At 56.6% G+C, this 23,389-nt stretch carries 18 protein-coding genes; 9 read left to right on the forward strand and 9 right to left on the reverse strand.

Translation table 11 applies throughout. The annotated features are described in order from the left end of the window. Positions 1-119 precede the first annotated feature (119 nt). Genes WG938_RS01085 through WG938_RS01095 form a run of 3 tightly spaced genes read right to left on the reverse strand, consistent with a single transcriptional unit; the run spans position 120 to position 3,613 of the window. A complete protein-coding gene (locus WG938_RS01085; protein WP_339976676.1) occupies positions 120-911 on the reverse strand; it encodes a type 1 glutamine amidotransferase in 792 nt (263 codons plus the stop codon). Then, complete coding sequence (locus tag WG938_RS01090) at positions 911-2,320, reverse strand: MurT ligase domain-containing protein (RefSeq protein WP_339976678.1); 1,410 nt, start codon at positions 2,318-2,320, stop codon at positions 911-913. Before WG938_RS01090 ends, WG938_RS01085 begins: the two co-directional genes overlap by 1 nt. Positions 2,321-2,377: 57 nt before the next feature. Beyond that, positions 2,378-3,613, reverse strand: a complete 1,236-nt coding sequence (locus WG938_RS01095; protein WP_339976680.1) for an exonuclease domain-containing protein — start codon at positions 3,611-3,613, stop codon at positions 2,378-2,380. On the opposite strand from WG938_RS01095, the gene WG938_RS01100 reads away from it, so the two are divergent. Next, positions 3,612-3,764, forward strand: coding sequence for a hypothetical protein (locus WG938_RS01100; protein ID WP_339976682.1), 153 nt, complete (start codon positions 3,612-3,614; stop codon positions 3,762-3,764). The two genes, WG938_RS01095 and WG938_RS01100, sit on opposite strands and share 2 nt — an antisense overlap. Before the next feature lie 185 nt (positions 3,765-3,949). Here WG938_RS01100 and leuA read toward each other — a convergent pair whose 3' ends face one another. Further along, the gene (gene leuA, locus WG938_RS01105) at positions 3,950-5,767 is read right to left on the reverse strand and encodes a 2-isopropylmalate synthase (protein WP_339976684.1); all 1,818 of its coding nucleotides are present in this window, start codon (positions 5,765-5,767) and stop codon (positions 3,950-3,952) included. A gap of 464 nt (positions 5,768-6,231) precedes the next feature. Here leuA and WG938_RS01110 point away from each other — a divergent pair, with 464 nt between their 5' ends. Continuing rightward, a complete protein-coding gene (locus WG938_RS01110; RefSeq protein ID WP_339976686.1) occupies positions 6,232-7,476 on the forward strand; it encodes a mannosyltransferase family protein in 1,245 nt (414 codons plus the stop codon). Between the two features lie 3 nt (positions 7,477-7,479). Here the strand turns inward: WG938_RS01110 and WG938_RS01115 are convergent, their stop codons facing one another. Next, the gene (locus WG938_RS01115; protein WP_339976688.1) at positions 7,480-8,376 is read right to left on the reverse strand and encodes a DMT family transporter; all 897 of its coding nucleotides are present in this window, start codon (positions 8,374-8,376) and stop codon (positions 7,480-7,482) included. 304 nt (positions 8,377-8,680) lie between these two features. Between WG938_RS01115 and WG938_RS01120 the strand changes: the two genes are divergently transcribed. From WG938_RS01120 to WG938_RS01145, 6 genes are all read left to right on the forward strand, one after another. Next, positions 8,681-9,946, forward strand: coding sequence for an aspartate kinase (locus WG938_RS01120; RefSeq protein ID WP_339976690.1), 1,266 nt, complete (start codon positions 8,681-8,683; stop codon positions 9,944-9,946). A gap of 24 nt (positions 9,947-9,970) precedes the next feature. Then, positions 9,971-11,005: an aspartate-semialdehyde dehydrogenase gene (locus tag WG938_RS01125; RefSeq protein WP_339976692.1), complete on the forward strand. Its 1,035-nt coding sequence runs from the start codon at positions 9,971-9,973 to the stop codon at positions 11,003-11,005. A gap of 429 nt (positions 11,006-11,434) precedes the next feature. After that, positions 11,435-12,955, forward strand: a complete 1,521-nt coding sequence (locus WG938_RS01130; RefSeq protein WP_339976694.1) for a SpaH/EbpB family LPXTG-anchored major pilin — start codon at positions 11,435-11,437, stop codon at positions 12,953-12,955. A gap of 184 nt (positions 12,956-13,139) precedes the next feature. After that, on the forward strand, positions 13,140-14,219 hold the full coding sequence (locus WG938_RS01135; protein ID WP_339976696.1) for a class C sortase: 1,080 nt from the start codon (positions 13,140-13,142) through the stop codon (positions 14,217-14,219). Then, positions 14,216-15,103: a hypothetical protein gene (locus tag WG938_RS01140; protein ID WP_339976698.1), complete on the forward strand. Its 888-nt coding sequence runs from the start codon at positions 14,216-14,218 to the stop codon at positions 15,101-15,103. Before WG938_RS01135 ends, WG938_RS01140 begins: the two co-directional genes overlap by 4 nt. Next, positions 15,103-18,954 carry a DUF6923 family protein gene (locus WG938_RS01145; protein WP_339976700.1) on the forward strand — a complete coding sequence of 1,284 codons (3,852 nt, stop codon included), beginning with the start codon at positions 15,103-15,105 and terminating at the stop codon, positions 18,952-18,954. The genes WG938_RS01140 and WG938_RS01145 overlap by 1 nt, the downstream gene beginning before the upstream one ends. Before the next feature lie 97 nt (positions 18,955-19,051). Here the strand turns inward: WG938_RS01145 and WG938_RS01150 are convergent, their stop codons facing one another. Beyond that, complete coding sequence (locus WG938_RS01150) at positions 19,052-19,660, reverse strand: RNA polymerase sigma factor (protein ID WP_339976702.1); 609 nt, start codon at positions 19,658-19,660, stop codon at positions 19,052-19,054. A 334-nt stretch (positions 19,661-19,994) separates the two neighbouring features. Between WG938_RS01150 and WG938_RS01155 the strand changes: the two genes are divergently transcribed. Beyond that, positions 19,995-21,566, forward strand: a complete 1,572-nt coding sequence (locus WG938_RS01155; protein WP_339976704.1) for a catalase — start codon at positions 19,995-19,997, stop codon at positions 21,564-21,566. 113 nt (positions 21,567-21,679) lie between these two features. Here the strand turns inward: WG938_RS01155 and WG938_RS01160 are convergent, their stop codons facing one another. From WG938_RS01160 to WG938_RS01170, 3 genes are all read right to left on the reverse strand, one after another. Then, positions 21,680-22,093, reverse strand: a complete 414-nt coding sequence (locus tag WG938_RS01160; RefSeq protein WP_339976706.1) for a hypothetical protein — start codon at positions 22,091-22,093, stop codon at positions 21,680-21,682. 28 nt (positions 22,094-22,121) lie between these two features. After that, positions 22,122-22,367, reverse strand: coding sequence for a hypothetical protein (locus WG938_RS01165; protein WP_339976708.1), 246 nt, complete (start codon positions 22,365-22,367; stop codon positions 22,122-22,124). Positions 22,368-23,014: 647 nt separating this feature from the next. Continuing rightward, positions 23,015-23,371 carry a monovalent cation/H(+) antiporter subunit G gene (locus WG938_RS01170; protein ID WP_339976710.1) on the reverse strand — a complete coding sequence of 119 codons (357 nt, stop codon included), beginning with the start codon at positions 23,369-23,371 and terminating at the stop codon, positions 23,015-23,017. Positions 23,372-23,389: the final 18 nt, after the last annotated feature.

A 23,389-nucleotide genomic window follows, 5' to 3' on the forward strand; every position in this document is an offset into this window, starting at 1 on the left:
AACCAGGGGGTGAACAATGCCACTCAATTATCGCACCCGGAATACGCAAAAGGGTAACGGAAGTAAATAAGTGTCCGGGCGGGCAACCCCGAATGTACTTCGATGTGTCTACATCGTGCTTAGCGCTCGCTCTTTGGACGTGGCTTGGAGTGGATGCGTTCGTCGCGAAGCTTGTCCACGACAGCGAACTCAGGCAGATCGATCGCAGCGAGCTCAGTCAATTCAACGCCCATCGCACGCGCCAATAGAACATCCGCGAGTTCAGGATTGCGCGCGAGCACCGGCCCGTGCAGGTACGTGCAGATAATCGAATCCTGCACCGCGCCTTCCGCGCCACCGGCAGCCTTCAGCTTGGCAATATCCTCGCCCGGCTGCACCTCCGGCCCCTCATTGCCCACACCACGCACAACGGTGCCCAGTGGACGTGCGTCCTTACCTAGGACAGTGCGCCCCATGTGGTTTTCGAAGCCAGTAAGTGGTTGCTTTACGACGTCCCCAAAAGGCACCGTGCAAATCTCACCAATTGCACGTGTAGCGAGGGAATCGGTCTTGCAGTCAACGAGGCCTAGTCCGTCGATCTCTTTGCCTCCGGCGCGGAATGACTCGCCCAGAATCTGGAAACCGGCGCAGATGGCGAGGATGGGACGTCGTGAAGCAGCTGCCCGAGCAAGGCCGCCGTCTGCTAAAAGGTGCTCGGCCGCAATGGACTGAGCGACGTCTTCGCCACCGCCGATGGCGTAAATGTCGAGGCTATCTGGCACGGCTTCGCCGAGGCGGATTGGCACGATTTCTGCGTCGATATTGCGGGCTCGGGCGCGCTGGCGGAGGACGAGTGCGTTGCCGTCGTCGCCGTAGGTGCCCAGGACATCCGGGAGGATAAGGCCAATGCGGAGAGTGCTATCGGTGCTCATTACTTGGTCTCCTCGGAGTCGGCGCGAACAGTGTCGACGCGGTCAGAATTCAGGCGTTCGATGTCCTTCTTCAGATCGCGGAAGGCGGTGTAGTTGGCCAGAACTTCGACGCGGGTTGGGCGGGAAGGATCGACATCGGTGCAGGTACGAATGGCATCGAGTGGATCGGCGACCAACGTGTGCTTGATGCCCGCGTAGAGGAGACGAACGGAAAGATCCGTGCCGCGCTCACCGGAGGCAAGGACCGTAATATCGCCGAAGTCTTCAAACTTGACATCCCAGAGCCAGGAGAGGTCTTCGCCATCGGCTACGTGGCCGTTGACGGCGATGACGACTGCGTCGGAGGTGCGATCCACCATCGACAGAGCTTCCTGCCAACCTGCGGGATTTTTAGCTAGCAGCATTCGAACTTCCTTGTCGCCAGCTGCGCCAATTACTTCAGCGCCACCACGGGTCTGCGTTGCGCCCGGCACGGTAACAGTGGAGTAGCGGCCAGCAACGTTGTCTACCTGCTCAGTTGCATTCAGCGCGGTCAGCGCTTCCGCACCCATTTCCACAGCGCCAGCAATGGCGAGGGTGGCGTTGCCACGGTTCGCATTACCCGGCAGCGTGAGATTCAGTGGCATGACGTTGCCGTATGGGGACTTCACGCCTTCATCGGTAATTGACCAGGTTGGGGCGGGGCGGGAGAAGGTGGAGCCGTCGTCAAGCTTCTTAACGGCGTACCAGTTGTCGCCGTCGCGAATGATTGGACCGCCGGTGCGTGGGCACGAGGTGGCATCGTTGGTCCAGCCGCCACCGGCAGATACCCAGACGACGTTTGCGGCATCCCACGCAGCTGAGGCAATCAGTGGATCGTCGCAGTTAGCGATGATCGTTGCCTGCGGGTTCTCATTCACTGCCTTGCGCAGCGTTGCCTCAATCTTGTTGATCTCGCCAACACGATCCAGTTGGTCACGCGACAAGTTGAGCAGGACGATGACCTGTGGCTTCAAGTCCTGCGCAATGTGCGCGACGTGCAGTTCGTCGACCTCAAGCACAATGCTGTCGGCCTTTGGCTCGGCCAGGAGCGCAGAAATGACGCCGGCATCCATGTTGTCGCCGCCCTCATTCGTTGCGACGACCTGCCCTGCATCGCGCAGCGCCGCAGCAAACATGCGGGTCGTGGTGGACTTGCCGTTGGTACCGGTGATGATCGCAGCTGGGCGACCCTTGCCAAGCGAAGCCATGATGCGCGGATCGATCTTCTGGGCGATCAGACCACCGATCATGCCGCCGGCGCCACGGCCGGACTTACGGGAGGCCCACGTTGCAGCGTCGGCTGCTGACGTGGCCAGGCGAGAGCGAACCTTGGACCCGAGCCCAGAGGTTAGTCCCGAAAGGAAGTTGGGCTTACTGCCATTACTCATGGCAGCAAATTTTACGCCCACACACCCACAAATCGGTGAATTACCTGTTGTGGGTGTTTATGCCTCGCGTGCCAGACGTAGAAATGCTTCATCGCTGACCAGCGGAATGTCCTTGCGGTGCGCGTGCATTGCCTTGCCAGTCAGATCTTCCGGCTTGATATTCGCGGGGTGGTTGCACACCAGAATTGACGTTTCCCGAGTGACCTTCTCCGAATACGTCAGCCCAACCGCCAGCCCCGCTTCAATGAGCTCGTCTGGATTAATGACAACCTCTGGCGCCACCGCAAACTCCATGCCCACCTTCAGCTTGCCACCAGGCGTGTACTTGCCCGGATTATCTGCCTGAGCTGGCGATTCAATCGCATCAACCCGGACAGTACTGCGCTGCAGTCCGACTCGGTCGGCACGAAGTTGGTCAGTGGGGTAGGCGGCGAGCGTGGCGTCGTCGTCGAGTCCGCCTTGTGCTTTGAATAGCGCGATGGTGGTCTGAATATCGTCCAACGTTCGGTCGCGCTCCGCCACCTCGTTATTGGAGGTACTGGCCATCGGTGACGCGCACTCGATGCCGTAGGTGCTCGCGACACCGCGCAGGCGCGTATCCGGCAGCTCGACTCCCTGCCTGCGCCCAGTTTCGAGCGTATCCACGATGCGCACCGGCGTCGGAATCTTGCCCACGCGACCACGGCTGCGCCGTCCACGTCCCCGTCGGTTGCGGTTTGCTCGGTTTGCTTGACGACGGGCTTTTCGTGCCTCAGCAACCACAAAACCCCAGGTCATCGGCGCGTTATGGGTAATGAGGGTGCGGTCGTCCAGAATATCGTTGATTTTGGACAGGACGGTGCCGAACTTCGGGGACCCCTGTAGGTCTTCCGGGGTGAGTCCGTGCAGGTGAACTGGGCCGGGATCCTCGCCAGTGGTGAGAGAGGTGTGCCAGGTGTCGACAGTATTGCCGGCCGCGTCGAGCGTCGCGATGGCGATGCTGACCATTCGCCCCGTCTTCGGATGGATGCCGTTGGCTTGAATTGCCAGAACTGCGTAGGGGGCGCGTTTGACGGCACGGGCAGTCCGACCTTGTTCCTGCTGATCAGTCTTTTCCGGTTGTGTTGCGGTTGGGGCAGTTGTCTGTGTTGCTTGCTCCTGTGAGGCCTTCTGCGAGGCTCGAGCTGGGGCCTTAGTGGCGACAGTCTGCCGAGGCGAGCCACCTTTGGTGGTGGCGCGGCGGCGGGAGCGGCGTCGTCGTGAAGAACGGGCCTCCGCTTCCTTGCGCGCAGGGTTGGGAGCATCCGAGGTCATGAGTCCAAGCGTAACTGTTGAGGTGAGTGGTGAAAATGTTAGGTTCGCGAATGTGCGTGGCGCGACCGGCGATGCCAAAATCGGCCTGCTGATCGATCTGCGCTTTCAAATCGGTCCGGTAGCTCCACTGCAGCCCACTGACAAGTTGTAAAACCCCAGGTCGCGTCCGCCAGCTCGGGGCTGCACAAGAGACACTGAGCCGATTGGAAAGCGCAGACTGCGGTGTAGGACAGAGGACAGGGCGTTAGCGAGCACTGCCGTGGAAGCAGTCACCATACGACAAAACCGGCGCTTACCCGGTGAGAGGGGCGAAGGCGCCGGTGGGATTGTCCGTCGTTAAGCCAGAGCGCGGTTGATTGCCGACGTCACGGCCTTCAGCGATGCGTAAGTAATGGAACCAGCGATGCCGCAGCCCCAAACCTTCTGGCCATTGACCTCGGCGAGGACGTAGGCAGCGGCCTCGGCGTCATCGCCAGCGGTGCGAGCGTGCTGGACGTACTCCATGACCTCGACGTCCACGTTCAGAGACTCGAGAGCATTCGCGTATGCGGCCAGTGGGCCGTTGCCAATACCATCGATGACCTGCTCCTGACCGTTGTAAACGACGCGAGCCTTGACGCGGGTGTCGTCGGTCTCGACCTGTGGTGCGTCAACAGTGATTGCGATCTGCTCCAGTGGGTTCTCGCGGTCGAGGAACTCGCCCGAGAAGATATCCCACATTGCCTTGGAGTTGACCTCGCCACCCTCTGCGTCAGTGACAGCCTGAACAACGGAGGAGAACTCGACCTGCATTGCGCGAGGCATGTTCAGACCGTGATCGGTCTTCATGATGTACGCAACGCCACCCTTGCCGGACTGCGAGTTCACGCGAATGACGGCTTCGTAGGAACGGCCGACATCCTTTGGATCGATAGGCAGGTACGGAACCTCCCAGACGACCTTCTTGAATTCTTCGTCGGTGATGTCCTTCGTGTGGGCACCTGGGCGAACCTTCTCGGCCATTGCGTCGAGGCCCTTGTTCACAGCATCCTGGTGCGACCCCGAGAATGCGGTGAATACCAGGTCGCCACCGTATGGGTGGCGCTCAGGGACGCGCAGCTGGTTGCAGTACTCAACCGTGCGACGAATCTGGTCGATGTCCGAGAAGTCGATTTGTGGGTCGATGCCCTGGGTCAGCAGGTTCAGGCCGAGCGTGACCAGGCAAACATTTCCGGTGCGCTCGCCGTTGCCAAACAGGCAGCCTTCGATGCGGTCCGCGCCAGCCAGGAAGCCCAGCTCAGCGGTAGCGACGCCGGTGCCGCGGTCATTGTGAGGGTGCAGCGACAGGATGATGGAATCGCGACGCTCCAGATTGCGGTCCATCCACTCGATGGAGTCTGCGTAGACGTTCGGGGTGATCATCTCGACCGTCGATGGCAGGTTAATAATGATCGGGTTCTCTGGAGTTGGCTCCATCACGGCGGTGACGGCGTCGACAACTTCCTTCGCGTACTCGACCTCGGTGCCGGTGTAGGACTCAGGGGAGTACTCCCAGCGCCAGTTGGTGCCGGTGTAATCGGCGGCGATGGACTTGATCAGCTCGGCTGCGTCCGTAGCAATCTTCTTAATCGCGTCCTTGTCCTTACGGAACACAACCTCACGCTGCAGAATCGACGTGGAGTTGTAAAAGTGCACGATAACGTTCTTCGCGCCTTCGCAAGCCTCGAAAGTACGGCGAATCAGGTGCTCACGAGCCTGCACCAGAACCTGGATGGTGACGTCATCCGGGATCATGTTCTTCTCGATGATCTCACGCACAAAGTCAAAGTCCGTCTGCGACGCCGATGGGAAACCGACCTCGATCTCCTTGTAACCCATCTGAACCAGCAGCTCGAACATACGGCGCTTGCGCTCCGGGCTCATTGGGTCAATCAGCGCCTGGTTACCATCACGCAGGTCGACAGCACACCACTGTGGAGCCTTGGTAAAACGCTTGTTTGGCCACGTGCGGTCAGGCAGGTTGAAGTCCTGAACCTCAACGTCGTAAGCCTGGTAGCGGTTCGCAGGCATCTGAGAGTTGCGCTGTTTGTTCCATGCAGGCTGATCCGCTGGAATCTCGCCAGCTGGAGTCTGAATCTGCGATGGTGCGGAGATGAATGCGTCTGAAGGGGTCATTGGGTGCGTACCTTTCAATGTCAACTACTTCACGACGATAGTTGCTCGGGCCTAGAAAGTCGTTTCTCTAGGAGCTGAGATTTATGGCCGGAAAACCGGATGTCGCGAGAAGTTGGGCGGGCTATGTATGGATGCTCTTTATGAGTAGGCCGGCACACCAAACTCCGCGACGGGGAGCCAGCCTTGAGCATTTAGCATCGAGCCCCGCCGCGGCACAGAAGAAGGAGTGCACGCTGCATGTGATGGAGGATACACGACTACCCGGGGTGCTTGTCCACTTAGTGGGATTATGCGTCCATTTCTGGGGGTGTGGAGTAGTGAAATCGACGTGGGAGGGTGGGTGACCGGGTGCTTTCGAATGTGTGGTGTCACACTGGTTTGGTGAATTGTCGCGGTGCTGGTGAAACATCGTGATGGCGAAAAATAGAGGGAAGCAGGGGCGTGTGGCACAGACAGAAAGCGCGATGCTGAAAAAGAGAGCGCAGACCGTTCGAGCCGTTCCAGCTGCGAAGAGCGAAGCTACGCTGGTTATCGCGGGCTATGTCGCGACTAGGGCGTTCGCGTTGCTTGTCCTGTTCGCCATGATTTTCGCTGACGCGACAAAGGATGGCGATTCGGTACCCCGTAATATCTGGCCACTCGTCTGGGACGAACTCAACGCGTGGGATGCCGAATGGCTCGCTCGCATCGCCGAGCATGGCTACTTCGACATTCCCCCGGTAGGCGACGAACCCGTCTACTGGCAGTCCCTCGCCTTCTTCCCGGGAATGCCGTATCTCATGAAGGCTGTCTCCACCGTCACGACGCTGTCGCCCCAGGTCGCCGGCATCGTGATCTCCCTGGTCAGTGGCCTGGTCTTCGCGTTCTCGGCTGCAGCACTGGTGCGCCGCATGCCGTGGGTACGGGCGTCGGCCCTCTCGCCGGTCCTCGCCGCCCTCCTCGCGACGACCGCCCCCATGACCATCACCTTCCTCATGCCGTATACCGAGGCGCTTTTCCTTGCGTTGGTGGGATGGGGGCTGGTGGCGATCGTCGATAAGCGGTGGGCGAGCGCGGCTGCCTTGGTTTTTGCGGCGGGCCTGGTGCGCTCGACGGCGCTCGGGTTGTTCATTGTGTTGGCGATCGCGGTGCTGGCGACGGCGCGGCGGAATCCGCGGGCGTGGGCTGCGGTGGTTGTCGCACCGTTGGGTTGGGCGGGGTATTTGTGGTGGTCGTCGTCGCATTTGGCGGATGTTGGCGGGTACTTCGGCGCGCAGGAGCGCGGCTGGGATTCGCGGGTTGATGGGGGCGTGGCGACGATCGCCTGGCTCACCAGAACCCTCACCGAGGAGACGCACGTCGGCTATATCTTGACGACTGCAACCATCATCGCCGTCCCCCTCACCGCTGCGTGGGCATTCGTCGGGTGGGTGCGCGCGCTGGTCGGTGCTCGATTCGAGAGCGACAAATCGTCAGTCGAAGACCTCTGGGGGCGCGCGTGGCCAGTACTGCTGTTCTCGTGCCTGGCTATCGGCCAAATCCTAGTCAGTGACGGCCTGATGCATTCGCGCCCGCGCCTGTTTTTGTCAGGCGTGCTCTTGCTGATCGTGGTGCCTGCAGTGTTGCGGAACTTTACGACGCGCACGTCGGCATGGCTCATCGTCACCTGGGTGGTGGTGTCGACGTGGTTTAGCGCGTTTATGCTCGTGCCGTTTGAGTGGGCTATCTAGCTTTTAGCTCGCCTTAGCCCGAGCCAACTCGCTGCGCTTCGCCTTTCGTGGCGGGGGAGTGCCGTTGCCGGCGAGAGCGAGGGTGGAGCCGATCATGATGGCAGCCGCCAGGCCCATCCAGAGCCACGACCAGCCGTGTACCTGGAAGCGTTCGCCGAGAATGACATATCCCAGGGCGAAGGCGACAATCGGCTCGACAGCAGTCATGGACGGCAGTGACAGGCGCAATTCGCCGGCATTAAATGATGCTTGCTGCACCGCAACGCCGATCAGAGCCAACGTAATGAGTAGCCACAGCTCCCAGGATTTCGCCAGCTCCGTGGCTCCTTCCACCCAGAAAATATCCACGACGGCTTTCGACAGCACAGCGACATATCCGTACAACCAGCCAGTGTTGATACCAAGTAGCAGAGCTTTATGTTCGCTGAGCATAGTCGAGGCCAGCCAATAAATCACAGCAAAAACGACCACGCCGACGGCCAGGCTCGGGAGCCATCGTGAAAACTCAACGCGCACGTCACCCGGCTGTGGTCGCCCCAGCAGCACGACGACCGTCACCGCAATACTCAGCAGCAGCGCCCACGTCGTTTCGGACTTCGACACCCGCCTGCCCGCAATCAGCGATGCCAGTGGCAGCGTGAACATCAGGCTCATCACCAGCAGTGGCTGAACAAGCAACAGCGTGCCAAAGCCAAGTGCCGCGATTTGTAGGCCATAACCAATCATCGCGAGCGTGACGCCCGCCCACCAGGCCCAATTGCCAATGACGGTCCACACTCCGCCGAGGGTTGTTGCTCCGTCGGGGATCTTCGTCGCTAAGCGGTGGCGAATGACAGTGCCCCACGCAATAGTGAGCGCGGACCCGAGGCCGAGCAGAATTGCGAGGAATTGGTTATGCACGGTGTATGAGCCTACCTGTAGGAACGCTGAACTTTGCGACGTCCCCGCGCTAGCGCTACTCACGCGCAACCGTGTCCCGCCTGGTGGGATAACCCTCCCAAATAGGGGTGAAAATGGCGGGGCTTCGGAGCGTGCGAGTGGCGAAGTCTGCAATACCGGGCCGAAAACAGGGCATTTCAGCCTGTAAACGCGTGTTTAGCCCAGGGTGTGGCGTTTCGCCACAGGCTGCACTGTTGTATCGTTGCCAAAGACTCGTATGTTCTTATGCGGGCCAAACGTTGCAGTCTATTGGAGGTCACCGACCATGGCTTTGGTCGTACAGAAGTACGGTGGTTCGTCGCTGGAGAACGCGGAGCGTATCCGCAAGGTTGCGGAACGTATCGTCCAGACCAAGAAGCAGGGCAACGACGTAGTTGTTGTGTGCTCGGCTATGGGAGATACCACCGATGAGCTGCTGGATTTGGCTGCTCAGGTAAACCCGGTTCCGCCGGGCCGCGAAATGGACATGTTGCTGACTGCGGGTGAGCGCATTTCGAACGCGCTGGTTGCTATGGCTATTTCTAGCCTTGGTGCGACGGCGCAGTCGTTTACTGGCTCGCAGGCAGGCGTTATTACTACGGAGCGCCACGGCAATGCGCGCATTGTGGAGGTCACTCCAGGTCGTGTTCGGGAAGCTCTCGACGAGGGCCACATTTGCTTGGTTGCAGGTTTCCAGGGTGTTAACCGTGAGACGAAGGACGTGACCACGCTGGGTCGTGGCGGTTCGGATACGACTGCGGTGGCGCTTGCGGCTGCTCTCGACGCTGATGTGTGCGAGATTTATTCAGACGTGGATGGCGTGTACACCGCCGATCCGCGCATCGTTCCTAATGCCCAGCGCTTGGACAAGATTTCCTTCGAGGAAATGTTGGAAATGGCTGCTGTGGGCGCGAAAATTCTTCAGTTGCGTTGCGTCGAATATGCGCGCGCGTTCAATGTGCCGTTGCGGGTGCGTTCGTCGTATAGCAATGAATTGGGCACTCTTGTCGATGGATTTATGGAGGACATTCCAATGGAAGAAGCTGTTCTGACTGGTGTTGCACATGACCGTTCGGAGGCCAAGGTAACTGTCCTGGGCATTCACGATAAGGCTGGTCAGGCTGCGAAGATGTTCCGTGTTCTTGCGGATGCGGAGATCAACATCGACATGGTTCTGCAGAATGTGTCCAGCATTTCGGACAACCGCACGGATATTACGTTCACGTGCCCTCGCGAAGATGGTCCGCGCGCAATGGAGCTTCTGAAGAAGCTGCAGGAGCAGATGGGCTGGGAGAACGTGCTTTACGACGATCACGTCGGCAAGGTTTCTCTCGTAGGTGCTGGCATGAAGTCGCACCCAGGTGTCACTGCGACGTTCTGTGAGGCACTGGCCGATGAGAACATCAATATTGACCTGATTTCGACGTCCGAGATTCGTATCTCCGTCCTGATCAGCGACACCGACTTGGATGATGCTGTTCGTGCGCTGCACGAGGCATTCCAGCTCGGTGGCGAAGAAGAAGCTACCGTGTACGCCGGTACCGGCCGCTAAGCAAACGTTTAAGGAGTTCTTGTTATGACCACGATTGCTGTTGTTGGTGCTACTGGCCAGGTCGGTCAGGTTATGCGTACTCTGCTGGAGGAGCGTAACTTCCCGGCAGATAAGGTTCGTTTCTTCGCGTCTGCTCGCTCTGCTGGCAAGACTTTGCCGTTCCGTGGCGAGGACATCGTTGTGGAAGATGTCGCTGCGACCGCTGACGAGGATCTGAAAGACATTGATGTTGCTCTGTTTTCTGCAGGTGGCACCCTGTCGAAGGAGCAGGCTCCACGGTTTGCTGCTGCCGGTGTGACTGTGGTGGATAACTCGTCGGCATGGCGTAAGGACACCGAGGTGCCTCTCGTTGTGTCTGAGGTCAATCCGGGTGCTTTGCAGGATATTCCTAAGGGAATTGTTGCTAATCCGAACTGCACCACGATGGCTGCAATGCCAGTGCTGAAGCCACTGCACGTTGCGGGTAACTTGCAGCGTCTGCGAGTTTCTTCGTACCAGGCTGTGTCTGGTTCTGGTCTTGCTGGCGTGAATGCCCTGGCTGGTCAGGCTCGTGCGAATGCTGACATTCTGGAGCAGCTAGTGACCGATGGTTCTGCTTTGCAGGTAGACGATCTCGGCCCATACGTCGCGCCAATTGCTTTTAATGCTGTTCCGGTCGCTGGCAATTTCGTTGACGACGGAACGCTGGAAACCGATGAAGAGCAGAAGCTGCGCAACGAGTCTCGTCGTATCCTCGACATTCCTGAGCTGGCTGTTGCAGGTACCTGTGTTCGTATTCCAGTGTTCACGGGTCACACGTTGGTTGTGCACGCTGAGTTTGAGAAGACTGTTTCTGTTGAGGAAGCAACCAAGCTTCTGGAGGCTGCTCCAGGTGTGAAGGTTGTGGACGTGCCTAACCCAGTGGCTGCTGCTGGTGTCGACGAGTCGCTGGTTGGTCGCATTCGTGTTGACCAGTCGGTGCCGGAAGGCCGTGGCTTGGTCTTCGTCGTTTCTGGCGACAATCTGCGTAAGGGTGCAGCCCTGAACACGATCCAGATTGCTGAGCTTTTAGTGAAGTAACTGCGTCACCCGTTATGGGGTGAGTGGAAACGGAGTGAGGCCCCCGCCGTGAGGTGGGGGTCTTTTTGTGTCTAATGTCAGATTTTCTGATCTGAACTGGTGTTTTAGTTCGGTTTGGGTGTGGCTGCGAAGGGGGTGGGGTGCCGACTGGGAGGGAGATACGGCTCGTTTCGGTCGGTTGGTGGAGAAGAGTCAAGGGGTGGTCGAGGTCACATGTAACGCTTCATTACAGCCTGACGATTGTGTAAGTGGGTGCTGAAAGCTTCGCCCAACAGTGACGGGTTGTTTGCCACTGCGGGCGTACTAGAGCGAAACCAGCGTATCCATCCGGTGTATTGCGGAGGGGCTGGGCCGCGAGGTCTGTACCCAACCGATACAACCGTTCGATCAAGCGGGAAATATCCCCGCTCTACACTTGAAGGATTTAAAGTGAACAAGACATCACGTCTCGTGCGTTCCGCTACATTTGCCGCAATCGCAGGCCTGTCCCTAACCATGGGCGCTCCAGCAGCAATGGCTGCTCCAGCTGGTGAACAATCAAATGCAGCTTCTCAAGGTGACTCGACCATCACCCAGGACAAGGGTTCGTTGACGATCCACAAGTATGCTGACCCATCCACGCTGGGAAACCCAACGGGTAATGTCGATGATCTCGTGAGTGGCACCAAACTTGATGATGTGGAGTTCACGATCTACAAGATCAACGACATTGATCTGACGACAAACGAGGGACTGGCAGCTGCTGCAAACATTAATGTCAACGACTACCTCGTTAACGGCACTGCAGATCTCACAAAGGTGACCCAGCAGGGCGCTCCAGTTACCACTGCAAATGGTGGTCAGGCAGTATTCGATGCGCTTCCACTTGGTGCATACCTCGTAGTCGAAACCAAGGCTGCAGAAGGCTACAGCCCAGCTGCACCATTCATTGCTTTCGTACCAATGACACAAGGTAATGCTGAGGCTGGCGGAACCACGTGGAACTACGATGTTCACGCGTACCCAAAGAACTACCAGCAGAAGATGCCAGAGAAGACGGTAGAAGATGATATCAAGAATGTCGGCGATGTCATCACCTACAAGGTAACCGGCTATGCACAAACTATTGCAGACGGTCAATCTCGCACCATTTTCCGTATCGAGGACACCCTCGACGCTGCTCTTACTCCACCAGCGCCAGAAGACGTGACTGTTGATGGGTTCGTAGCTGGTACGGACTACACTGTGACGGTCGAGGGCCGGAAGGTGACCATCAACTTCACCCCAACAGGTCTGGCAAAGATTGAAAATGGCCAGGCAATCACTGCAACGATTCCAGCAACTGTTGCCGAGAAGACTGACGGCACCATCGAGAACACCGCCAAGGTTTTCGAGAATGATCCAAACACTAATCAGGAAACCGAGCCGAAGGACACTCCTACGGTAAAGACCTACTATGCGGGCATCCAGTTCACAAAGGTCAATGCTGGCGGCACGGTACTGGAGGGTGCAGAGTTCCAGGTATACGGCGCTACGACAGACCAGACCTGTGACGAGGCCATCAAGGTGGAGGATCAGCTTCAGAATGTGGGGCTAGACAATACGAGCCTGTTCACCTCCGGTGCAGACGGTGTCGTAACCATCGACGGCCTGCATGTTAATAACATTGCTGACTCCACTGAAGGCAAGGCGAACACTTACGCCAAGTACTGCCTCGTTGAGACCAAGGCTCCAGAGGGTTACGAGCTTCTTGCTGATCCAATCGAGTTCACTCTGGCTTCCACCGAAGCCGGCACCTTGAAGCCAATTACTGTTGGCGACAAGGGCGAAGGCAAGGTCGTGAACCTTGAAGACACCACTCCTAACCTGCCAATGACTGGTGGCGCCGGTGTTGGCATCCTCGCTGCAATCGGTGCAGCAATCGTTGCAGCTGGCGCATGGTTCGCACGCCGCAACTCCTCCAAGGCCTAATAGGTTGAGGAACCTCGAGTGCGACATTCTTGAATGACGCGCTCACTGGGGCGGATGCGTAGTATCCGCCCCGTACGAGGCCCCGAAACGATTTAGTTTCCGGGGCCTCGGGCATAACGCCCAAAATATTTAGACTTATATCAAAGAGCACAACCACGCTCCCCGCCAAGCAATTGGAGCAACAGTGGCTGACCAGCAAGTAGTAACCGCAACCGATACCACCGAAGTCGAATCGACAAAGAAGCCTGCCAATGACCGCAAGGCCATTCTTATCCCAGCGCTCCTGGTGATACTCGGTCTACTTGTCATGATCTACCCAGTCGTCTCCACACAGTGGAACAACCATCAACAGCAAGTCGCAGCAAAAGAGTACGACAAGCTTGAGAAGGAAATTCCACAGGATAAGAAGGACGAAGCCTGGGAGCGTGCTCACGAGTACAACAAGAATGACGGCACGGGTCCGATTCTTGACCCTTGGTTGGCGCGTATTTCGCCTGATAACGCGGAGTATGCAGCCTATCTGGATCAGCTGAATTTAACTGAATCAATGGGACGTCTTGTCGTGCCAAGTGCACAAGCCGATTTGCCGATCTACCACGGAACTGATGACAAGACCCTGCAAAACGGCATCGGACACCTCTACGGTTCCGATCTCCCAGTTGGTGGACTGGGTACGCACTCGGTGCTGACTGGCCACACGGGTCTTCCGAACGCAACCCTCTTCGACAACCTCAACAAGGTCAAGGAAGGCGATGCCTTCTACATCCAGGTTGCTGGCCACAAGCTGAAGTACGTGGTCGACCAGATCAAGGTTGTTCTGCCAAACGAGACGGACGAGCTCAAGGCAGTCGAGGGCAAGGACTACGTCACCCTCATCACCTGTACTCCATACGGCATCAACACTCACCGCCTCCTCGTTCGTGGGCACCAAGTTCCACTCGATCCTGAAGAAGCCAAGGTCTTGGACGACGGCGTCGGCATGGTCTGGCAATGGTGGATGTACGCGCTCATCGCAGTGGCAGTGGCTGTGCTCATCGGATTCCTATGGTGGCTCCGCAATGCCATCAAGGCGGCAAAGGCCGCAGCATTGAAGGCTGAACTTGACGACGAATCGTCGAAAAGCGAAGTCGAAGAAGAAACAGATAGCGACGTCGCAGGGACACCATCGACAGGTCGGCTATCGCAAGAGACTTTCGAAAACCGAACCGAAGATAGCGACAAGAACAATGACAACTATCAAGATCGATGGGAGGAGTGGCGATGAGTAACAACATTACGGCTGCGACACTCCGTAACATTTCTGCCAGCGCGGTAGCACTTTCATGCGCAGCGGGAATGTTGCTGGCGCCAGTTGCAATGGCGACAGAAGTAGTGGGGCAAACCACGGAGTCAGCGACGACCGTAGCCGATAGTGGGGTACGGTCCCTGTCCATTACTCTGACCCAGAACAACCCAAACGATGATCCCGTCGACCCTACGAAGCCTGCAGGTCCTGCGGCGGGTGTCACGATTCTTGTTCAGCGGTTGGCCGGTATCGACCCTGCGAATGCAGCTGATGTGCAAAAGGTTCGCGATACTCCGTTGACGGAGATCGCAGACTCCTGGCCGAAGGACGTCGAACAGCGTGCTCTCACGGACGAAGACGGTACTGCTTACTTCAGCGAGCTGGAGCCGGGCATCTACTACGTTACGTCGTTCGCACCTGACGACGGGAAGTCGTACAACCTTGTTGAGCCGTTCTTGGTTTCAATCCCGTTCCACAATGGGCAGGCAGGATCGAATCCTGGAGTGATCGTGGCGAAGCACTGCGTGTGCCCGCCAGCTCCAGGTGAGCCAGGCAAGCCGTGTGATCCAGACGATTCCACTCCGACTCCGAGCTCGACTTCGCGGCCGACCCCTAGCTCTCCGAAACCAGGTACCCCAGGGACACCAGGTAAGCCTGGCGGTCCGGGAACGCCAGGTTCGCCGAATGTGCCAGGCAAGCCGGGTTCCCCAGGCTCGCCTGGTTCACCGAGTGCTCCTGGGAAGCTGCCTATTACGGGTGTTCAACTAGTGGGACTACTAGCCGCAGCAGCATCAATGATTGGTGTTGGTTTCTTGCTTATCGCAAGTAAGCGCGAGAAGCCATTGAGCGAGAAAGCTAAGTAATGAACAGCAACTCTGAATCTCGAGGCGGCATGCAGCGTCTGGGTAGGATCGTTGCCGCTATTGTTTTAACGTTGGTGCTTGCCATTGGCATCGCCCCTTTGAATTCCATGACGCCAACTGCTCTTGCACAGGATGCTGTGCAAGACACGGTGACGACGGATGCGCCTGCACCTATTGAGTCTTCGACAGGCGTTGTGCCGGTTGAAGAATCGGCCGTAGAGTCTCCGGCTCCTGAGACGGCAGCTCCGGCTCCGACTGGGCCGTCTACTATCGACGAAGCGACAATCAAGGTTATCGGAGAAGATCCAGGTAACCGAGTCATTCAAGCAGAAGTAGTGGGTGGTGAAACCGGCCTCGGAATTATCACGTTCGAACGCAACGGTGCTGTTTCCGAATTTCTCGGACACGGTGGCGTTCTCATTGGTGATCGTGAAATCCCAGCGGAAGCTATTACCTCGGCTCGTGCCAACGGCGAACATGGTGATCTGATTACAATTGACACTGGCAACGATGTCGTCCCAGCTGGAACCCTCGTTCAGGTTGCTTACGCGACAGCCGACATGGATGCAAACGCACAATGGACGCTGAACAATTCATTGTCGGCTGCTGAGGAGCAGCCAACGACGGATAGTGCCAGGACAATGATGATGCCGATGGCCATGCCGATGGCGGCCACGGCTACTAGCTCAGTTGATGGAATGGATCGTCGGTGGATTCGCAGTACAGATCCGATTCGCACTCAGACCCCACAGCAGTCAACTGTCACTCCATATTATGCGTGGAATTCCACGTCCCGTACCGTACAGAAAATTTCTTCGACAGTAGTTGATGACGGCTATTTGCAGAAGGTGAGTGCGTGGTTTGAGAAGTACAATTCTGGCTCAACTACAGACAACTTGACCGGTCTAAAGGTCACGGTGATTCGCGATGGGCAAGTCATTGAGACGATCGACTACTCGAATCAGGATGTTTCAAGTTATCGACACTTTATCGGTGCCTTTTCAGTGGGATATGACATCCCGCTGACGACGGGTGTAGATGTTCTAGCTGGAGATATTGTTGAAGTAGAGTTTGGCTGGAGACATGCGCTTAAGACCTACCCAAGTAACCCGAAGATGGTTCTTACCGGTCACGTGAATGCCGTTCCGCAGGAATGTGTTCAACAGTCTAAGACCTTTACGACTTCGTCCGGTACAGTCACTGTTCCCCCAATGGGAGACGGAACTGCAGTTGTTTCTCAGCTGCCCCCTAGAGAGCTGACCCAGGAAGAAATTGATCGAGGCGATGTCGCTTATGTGACTGCAAGTTCCCCAAATAGTCAGGCGAGGTATAGTTCACAGCTGTATTACCAGCCGAATGCAGGCACTGGCTTTGTGGAGATTGGTGGCACCACCGGTTGGGTTGTCAACGCGCTGGCGTATAACACCAATGACAATTGGTTGTACGCGATTAGTCAGCCTCGATACGGTGTGAATACCACCACGGCAGACAAGATCGACAATTCGCAACAGTATGTCGCACTCGAAGATCCATGCTTTCCGGCTGGTCACCTTCTTCAAATCGACCCAGTGACTGGGCAGATCTACAACCTAGGAAAAGTCACGGGTGCCGGTCCCGAAGGCTATGGATTCGGCGGAGTCTATAATTCTCCATGGCCAAATGATCTCTGGGGCGGCATCAATGTTGGTTTCTTTGACAAGAACGGCCAATACTGGGTGACTAACGCATCGAAATCTGGCACTGGCGTACTTTACAAGGTTGATCTTGGTTCGGTATCGGCAACCACGAACAACTCCATGGTTGCCTTCGGCACTGATCAGTGGGATCGCCGTCATAATGGCGACTGGTGTGCGGAGGGGCCAACTCCAAGTACACGGACCCAATTCAATGCTTACTGGAATGAGGGCCTCCGGGGCTGTGCATCAGGACCGTCCACGGGCATTGTGCCTTGGCGAGTCACTGGTGAGGACTTCACCTACGCACCTGAGGGTACGGGAAACTACGCCTGGGCTATTCAAAATGGTTGGGGATCCTACGTTTCAGAGCGTACCTACATGGAACGCATCAACCTGGATACTGGTGTGGTTCAACGCTTTGACATCACAGGACTCACCAACCAATTCGGGCAAACTATTCCAACCAACCAATTCGGGGAAACTACTCCATCTGGCAAACAGTGGGGTAAGGCATGGTTCTACGGCAATGGCAATCTAGCTTTTGGTACTTCGAGCGGCTCAGCCGGTAGCGAAGTAGTCCAGATTCAGATCATCAACCCTGACTCGGCGACCCCGACCTTCAAGCTGATCTCCGTGGATGGCACTGCACCTACCAGCTACAATTCAAACGGTACGAGTTCGGTGAACCCGAATGCACCAAAGTACGTTGACCTGGAAATTCAAAAGTCGGTATTTAAGGCCGATGATGCAAACAAGAAACTGACTTGGCGAATCGAAGTAACTAACCTCGGTCCAAATACCAGTGCAGGCTTCTTGGTTGAAGACTTGGTTCCAACCCAGTACACCAATGTGGTGACATCGAATTTCCGTCGCATTGATGCCGGTGGTACAGAGTACCCACTGTCACAGGCTGCAGGCGACTTTGTACTTGCCCAGAAGGGAAACAACTTCCAAGTCAACTTCACATCACTTGCTGTGGGCGAGAGAGTCTACTTCGATGTGACAGCAACATACCCAACTGTTGCGGGCTGCTTCGAAAACTCTGCCAAGGTGACGGGTCTCGACCCTGAGCCGGTAGGTGACGCAAACGTCGGCGTCAATGTCGATAGCGATGAACAGTGTCGACCTACCATCGACAAGAACATCGTCGATGCTAACGGTGACGGCGCAATCACAGTTGACGATACGAAGCTGCCAGGCCCGGATGGTACTCGCGCAGTTCAGTACGACATTGTGGTCACCGGACCATTGAAGGGCACGGCACAGCCGTACACCCTCAAGGACCTGCCACTGTTCGCGAACCTGGTTGAAATTACTGGCGCAAAGATTGTGTCAACATCGGCAACAGGGACAACTGTCGGAAACCAGCCAAAGATTAGTGGCCGGACATTTGGGGTTCCAGTACCAGCTGGCGGATGGGATGTCATCACATCGAATGATGCGGCAACAATTCCTTCGGGAGCTACACATACCTACCGCATTGAGGTCTACTACAAGGTTATTGGTGACCTCAGCGCTGAAGGAGCACCAAAGGAATGTGCGACCCAGGGGCCAGGCGCGGGCCATGGCCTATACAACGAGGCCATTCTCAACCCTGGTGCCGGTGAACAGAAGGACGATGACTGCGGTCCAATCGGTGAAGATGACGATGTCACCCTTGCCATCGAGAAGATCGACTACGAGGGTAAGACCACAATCATCTCCGGTGCAGAGTTCACTATCTTCGGTGCGACTGCAGATGGCCAGTTGGATCAAAACAATGTTGTTACTCAGATGACTGGGCGCACTGAAGACGCAACAAAGCCTGGCTATCAGTACTACGTGGCGACACTACAGCCGGACACTTTCTACTACCTCGTAGAAACAAAGTCCCCAGCTGGATACTCGCTACTTGCACAGCCAGTACTGTTCAAGATTGTGAAGGACTCCACTGGCAACCAGACAATCGAGTTCTACAAGCCAGGCAACCCACCTGAGCTCCTGCCAGAAGGAGACGGATTGGTCTCCGTATTCAAGGGCGAACCGTCATCTGCAACTGTTGCCTACATGCAGGTAGCAGACGTGACAGTAGGAGACTTGCCAAAGACCGGTGGAAATGGCATCGGTATGGCATTCCTCCTCGGCTTGAGTCTCGTAGGTGCGGCGATCGCATACAGGCGGCGACTAGCTAGCTAGTACGTGAGGCTGCATAGCCAAAGGAAAGGGGTGTGACCCGGGATTTCTCCCGGGCCACACCCCTTTCATGGACTTTGAAACTGATTACTGAACCGACCTACGCCGTCTCCGACGCTCCAGCGCCACTGGCAGTGCCATCGGTCGAACCAGCTTGTGCAGCCTCCACTAGATCAGCACGAGCACGCGCCACGCGCGAACGAATCGTGCCCACACGGCAGCCAGCGATCTCCGCAGCCTCCGCATACGAATATCCCAAGACCTGCGTCAAAATAAGAGCCTCGCGCCGTTCTTCGGGGAGCTGCTCCATGAGCACCCGCGCGTCGGCAAGCTCGGCCCACGAATTCCCCGTCGTTGCATTAGCCGTCGCGGTTTCGACCTCGACCATCGATTTGCGGGGCCGAGCCATATCGTGCCGCACCGAATCCACCCACACACGACGAGCCAGAGACAGCAGCCACGTACGTGCAGTAGAACGACCGGCGAAGCGGGGCAGCGCAGACATAACCCGCAAATAGGTTTCCTGTGTTAGATCATCCGCACCATCGACACCGCCCAGGTGTGCGACCAGGCGCCATACGTCCTTCTGAGTGAGCCGCACAAACTCGGTCAATGCAGCACGATCACCGCGACCTGCTTTCAAAGCAAGCGCGGTGATGTAGTCATCGGTGCCGGTTCGAGAACCGCCGGTGCGAGTGGTGCTGGACATGGTAAAAGCCATAATAGCAGGTAAGAGGGCATAGATATCCATCGCGTCAGTTGATTTAATGCGAAAAGAAATTGCCAAAGGGATTGGTGGGGTTCAATTTCCCTTCGCGAAAGTTGAAGCGAGCGCGGCTCAGTTTCGTTATCGTCGAATTGTGGGGTAGGTGAATGGTGTAACCCTGGCACCTGCCCACAGCTAAAAGGTTTATCTAACTAAAAGTGGATGTTCTATAGACAGCCATTAATAAGTTCGCTATGGTTGGTGTCGAGCGACTGATAAGTCATCGTAAATAAAAATCCCGAACACATAGCATCACCCGCAACCTGAGGAGGAAGACATGACTTCCAATCCACAACAGCCAAGCCCTGAACAGGGCACCGCCAACTACACCGGACACAACGGCGCAACGACCCGTCTTAACGGCGCACCGGTTACGTCCGAGCAGCACTCCGTCACCACAGGGCAGCAGGGCGGCATTTCCCTGCACGACATGCACCTGCTGGAAAAGCTCGCCCACTTCAATCGCGAGCGCATCCCAGAGCGCGTAGTCCACGCTAAGGGCGCTGGTGCTTTCGGTGAGCTCGTCGTCACGCATGATGTCAGCAAGTACACCAAGGCAGCACTCTTCCAGCCAGACACCCACACCCCGATGCTGGCGCGCTTCTCGACGGTCGCAGGCGAGCAAGGATCCCCCGACGGTTGGCGTGACGTGCGCGGATTCTCCCTGCGCTTCTACACCGAAGAGGGAAATTACGACCTGGTTGGCAACAACACCCCAGTGTTCTTCATTCGTGATGGCATCAAGTTCCCGGATTTCATTCACTCGCAGAAGCGTCTGCCGGACACAGGCCTGCGCGACGCAAATATGCAGTGGGATTTCTGGACCGCGTCGCCGGAGTCCGCTCACCAGGTGACGTACCTGATGGGTGACCGCGGCATTCCGAAGAACTTCCGCCACATGGACGGCTTCGGCTCACACACCTACCAATGGATTAACGCAGCTGGCGAGCGCTTCTGGGTGAAGTACCACTTCAAGACCCGCCAGGGCTGGGACTTCCTTACCGACGACGAAGCCTCCGAGGTGATCGGCCAGAACACCGACCATGCTCGCCAGGATCTGTTCAAAGCTATCGAGCGCGGCGAATTCCCAATGTGGGACGTCAAGGTGCAGATCATGCCTTTCGACGAAGCTGCCACCTACAAGGTAAATCCATTCGACCTGACGAAGACATGGTCGCAGAAGGACTACCCACTACAGGATGTCGGCTACTTCATCTTGAACAAGAACCCGCAGAACTTCTTTGCGCAGATTGAGCAGGCGGCATTCGCTCCGTCGAATATCGTTCCGGGCATTGGCTACTCGCCGGACAAGATGCTGCTCGCGCGTGTGTTCTCTTACGCCGATGCGCATCGCTACCGCTTGGGCGTAAATCACGATCAGTTGCCGGTTAACCAGCCACGTTGCCCGGTCAACTCGTTCTCGCAGGACGGTACGGCGACCTACCACTTCTCGGATCCGTCACTGCCAGTTCATGGCTCGAACGGTGTGGGCCGCGGTCCGGTCGCAGATAGTGCGCAGGCTGCCTCTGCTGCGGGTTGCCCAGTTCATTCCGGTCATGCCGGCGTTGTCGATGGTGGCGACCTTGGCCAGTGGGAGTCCCACGGTGAAGAAATGTATCGTGGCGCTTACATTGAGCACCCTGAAGATGATGACTTCACTCAGCCTGGCGATCTCGTCCGCAATGTCATGGATGACGAGCAGCGTGACCGTTTGGCCGACAATATCTGTGGCGCAATGGAAGGCGTGACGCCTGAAGTTGAAGAGCGCGTCTACCAGTACTGGACCAACGTTGATGAATGGCTTGGTGCTGAAGTCCGCAAGCGCTTTGGCGAGAAGAAGGCATCGTAGTTTTCTGATAGTGCAATATTCTCCGGTACTGCCAACTCGGTCATAAATGAAAAACCCGGCTATCTGTCAGCAACAGTTGTGTTGGCAGATAACCGGGTTCTTTTGTGCGGGATTTACGCCTGCTCAGTGGTGCTTTCAGCGTCCGCTGGCGCTTCTGCTTCTGCAGGTGCTTCAGTCTCGGTTGGAGCACCTACCTCAGCTGGAGCTTCCGCATCTTCTGGGGCAGCTACTTCAGTAGGAGCTTCAGCTTCTGCTGGAGTCTCTGCCTCTGCTGGAATATCTGCGACGACGCCATTTCCAGCGTTGACATCAACGATGTCGGAGACTGCAGTGTCATGCGAATCGACAACAGTGATGTCGAATGCATCCTGGCCGAATGGCATGTTGATATCGCCCACGGTCGACGTGATGTTCACGTCTTCACCTGCGAAACTCTCCAAGGCAGGGAATGGGGATTCAACATTTACGACGACAGTCGGCCCATCAGGCATTGCCTCGAGGACCTGCACGATTGGAGTGACGTCCATGAAAACCTCTGATTCCTAAAAGCCGAAATTACTCAGCTGCGACGCCGTTGCCAGCGGTGACATCGAGGATGTCGGAAACTGCAACGTCATGGGAATCGGTAACGGAGATGTCGAATGCATCCTGGCCGAATGGCATGTTGATGTCGCCAACGGTGGAGGAGATGTTCAGGTCTTCGCCAGCGAAGGACTCGAGTGCTGGGAATGGGGTTTCGAAGGTGAAGTTAGGGGAATCTGGAAGAGCTTCGACGAGGCAAGCGATGTCGCAAATCTGCATTGTGAAAATCCTTACGTAGTGAGAGCACGAAAATCCTCTCGGGATCTTCATGCGGACAGGGCGTGGGGTCTGCACAGTGAACGGGTGTCACTATGTCGACTGCCGTCACCAACATTAAGGCTGCGCTCAGCGTCTTTTCAATCGCTAATGCGCGTAAGGCAAGTGCGCGGACTGTAAAAATGACAAGTGTGAAGCCCTCTTCAGGTTTGTGAAGAAATGGGCAATTTCCAGGGAAAATGGCGCGATAATTGTTTGTTTCACTGTCAACATTACGTCGGTTGGTATGTGAGCCCTTACCGCCTTGAGTTAGGGGTAGCTAACATATCCGCCCATCCGATAGGCGTGATGACATGCAACTATGAACGGAGGGTTAACGGGAAAGATTGTCGTTAAGTTGCGCGAAATATTTCAGTATTCGTAAATCGGCACAATTATTGTCACATTTTTCAATGATCTGTAAATGCGTTCCCGAATTTCGCGCCAAAAGGCTGGAATGCATTTTCGGGCCCTAAAGAATAATTATTAAGTGAAATATAAAGTTGCCCCTAAGTGGGGGTGAATCGTTACGGTATGGCACTAAGTGGAACGCTGTTAGCTTCACTTCAGTCCCATCCTTCTCATGGGACTCTTATTCGCGTGGTACTAACTTACTTCCGGCGCCCGCGCGAACCAGGCTTGTAATCCTCAGCAGACCCATCTCGTGCGCCAAGAACGGAGCGGCCAAGCATTTCTGAAGCGACGGTTGCAACAATGAGGACAGCAACGATCGCCAGCAGGCCGGTCAGAACTTTGCCCACAGACAGCGTGCCCGCATCAAATTCGACGACCATGTTCGCCAACACCAGTGCAGGAATACCGACAGTGATGCCGGCCGACAGCTGATTCAGCCTGCTCAACGCATCATGACTCCGCCACATCGCGACCACCGCGCCCAGCAAGTACACCGAACCGAGCAGCACCAGGAGCCCGAACAAGACGGTCAACGTAATCGAGCCAATGCTCATTGCTTTCTCTCTTCTTTC

Origin of the sequence: Corynebacterium sp. H113, assembly GCF_037572315.1 — a bacterium.
Taxonomy (GTDB): Bacteria; Actinomycetota; Actinomycetes; order Mycobacteriales; family Mycobacteriaceae; genus Corynebacterium.

Bases quoted from the DNA above. Each gene is read 5' to 3' on its own strand.
- WG938_RS01085 (WP_339976676.1), bottom strand. From the start codon at position 911: ATGAGCACCGATAGCACTCTCCGCATTGGCCTTATCCTCCCGGATGTC.
- WG938_RS01090 (WP_339976678.1), bottom strand. From the start codon at position 2,320: ATGAGTAATGGCAGTAAGCCCAACTTCCTTTCGGGACTAACCTCTGGG.
- WG938_RS01100 (WP_339976682.1), top strand. From the start codon at position 3,612: ATGAGTCCAAGCGTAACTGTTGAGGTGAGTGGTGAAAATGTTAGGTTC.
- WG938_RS01095 (WP_339976680.1), bottom strand. From the start codon at position 3,613: ATGACCTCGGATGCTCCCAACCCTGCGCGCAAGGAAGCGGAGGCCCGT.
- leuA (WP_339976684.1), bottom strand. From the start codon at position 5,767: ATGACCCCTTCAGACGCATTCATCTCCGCACCATCGCAGATTCAGACT.
- WG938_RS01110 (WP_339976686.1), top strand. From the start codon at position 6,232: ATGCTGAAAAAGAGAGCGCAGACCGTTCGAGCCGTTCCAGCTGCGAAG.
- WG938_RS01120 (WP_339976690.1), top strand. From the start codon at position 8,681: ATGGCTTTGGTCGTACAGAAGTACGGTGGTTCGTCGCTGGAGAACGCG.
- WG938_RS01125 (WP_339976692.1), top strand. From the start codon at position 9,971: ATGACCACGATTGCTGTTGTTGGTGCTACTGGCCAGGTCGGTCAGGTT.
- WG938_RS01140 (WP_339976698.1), top strand. From the start codon at position 14,216: ATGAGTAACAACATTACGGCTGCGACACTCCGTAACATTTCTGCCAGC.
- WG938_RS01145 (WP_339976700.1), top strand. From the start codon at position 15,103: ATGAACAGCAACTCTGAATCTCGAGGCGGCATGCAGCGTCTGGGTAGG.
- WG938_RS01150 (WP_339976702.1), bottom strand. From the start codon at position 19,660: ATGTCCAGCACCACTCGCACCGGCGGTTCTCGAACCGGCACCGATGAC.
- WG938_RS01155 (WP_339976704.1), top strand. From the start codon at position 19,995: ATGACTTCCAATCCACAACAGCCAAGCCCTGAACAGGGCACCGCCAAC.
- WG938_RS01160 (WP_339976706.1), bottom strand. From the start codon at position 22,093: ATGGACGTCACTCCAATCGTGCAGGTCCTCGAGGCAATGCCTGATGGG.
- WG938_RS01165 (WP_339976708.1), bottom strand. From the start codon at position 22,367: ATGCAGATTTGCGACATCGCTTGCCTCGTCGAAGCTCTTCCAGATTCC.
- WG938_RS01170 (WP_339976710.1), bottom strand. From the start codon at position 23,371: ATGAGCATTGGCTCGATTACGTTGACCGTCTTGTTCGGGCTCCTGGTG.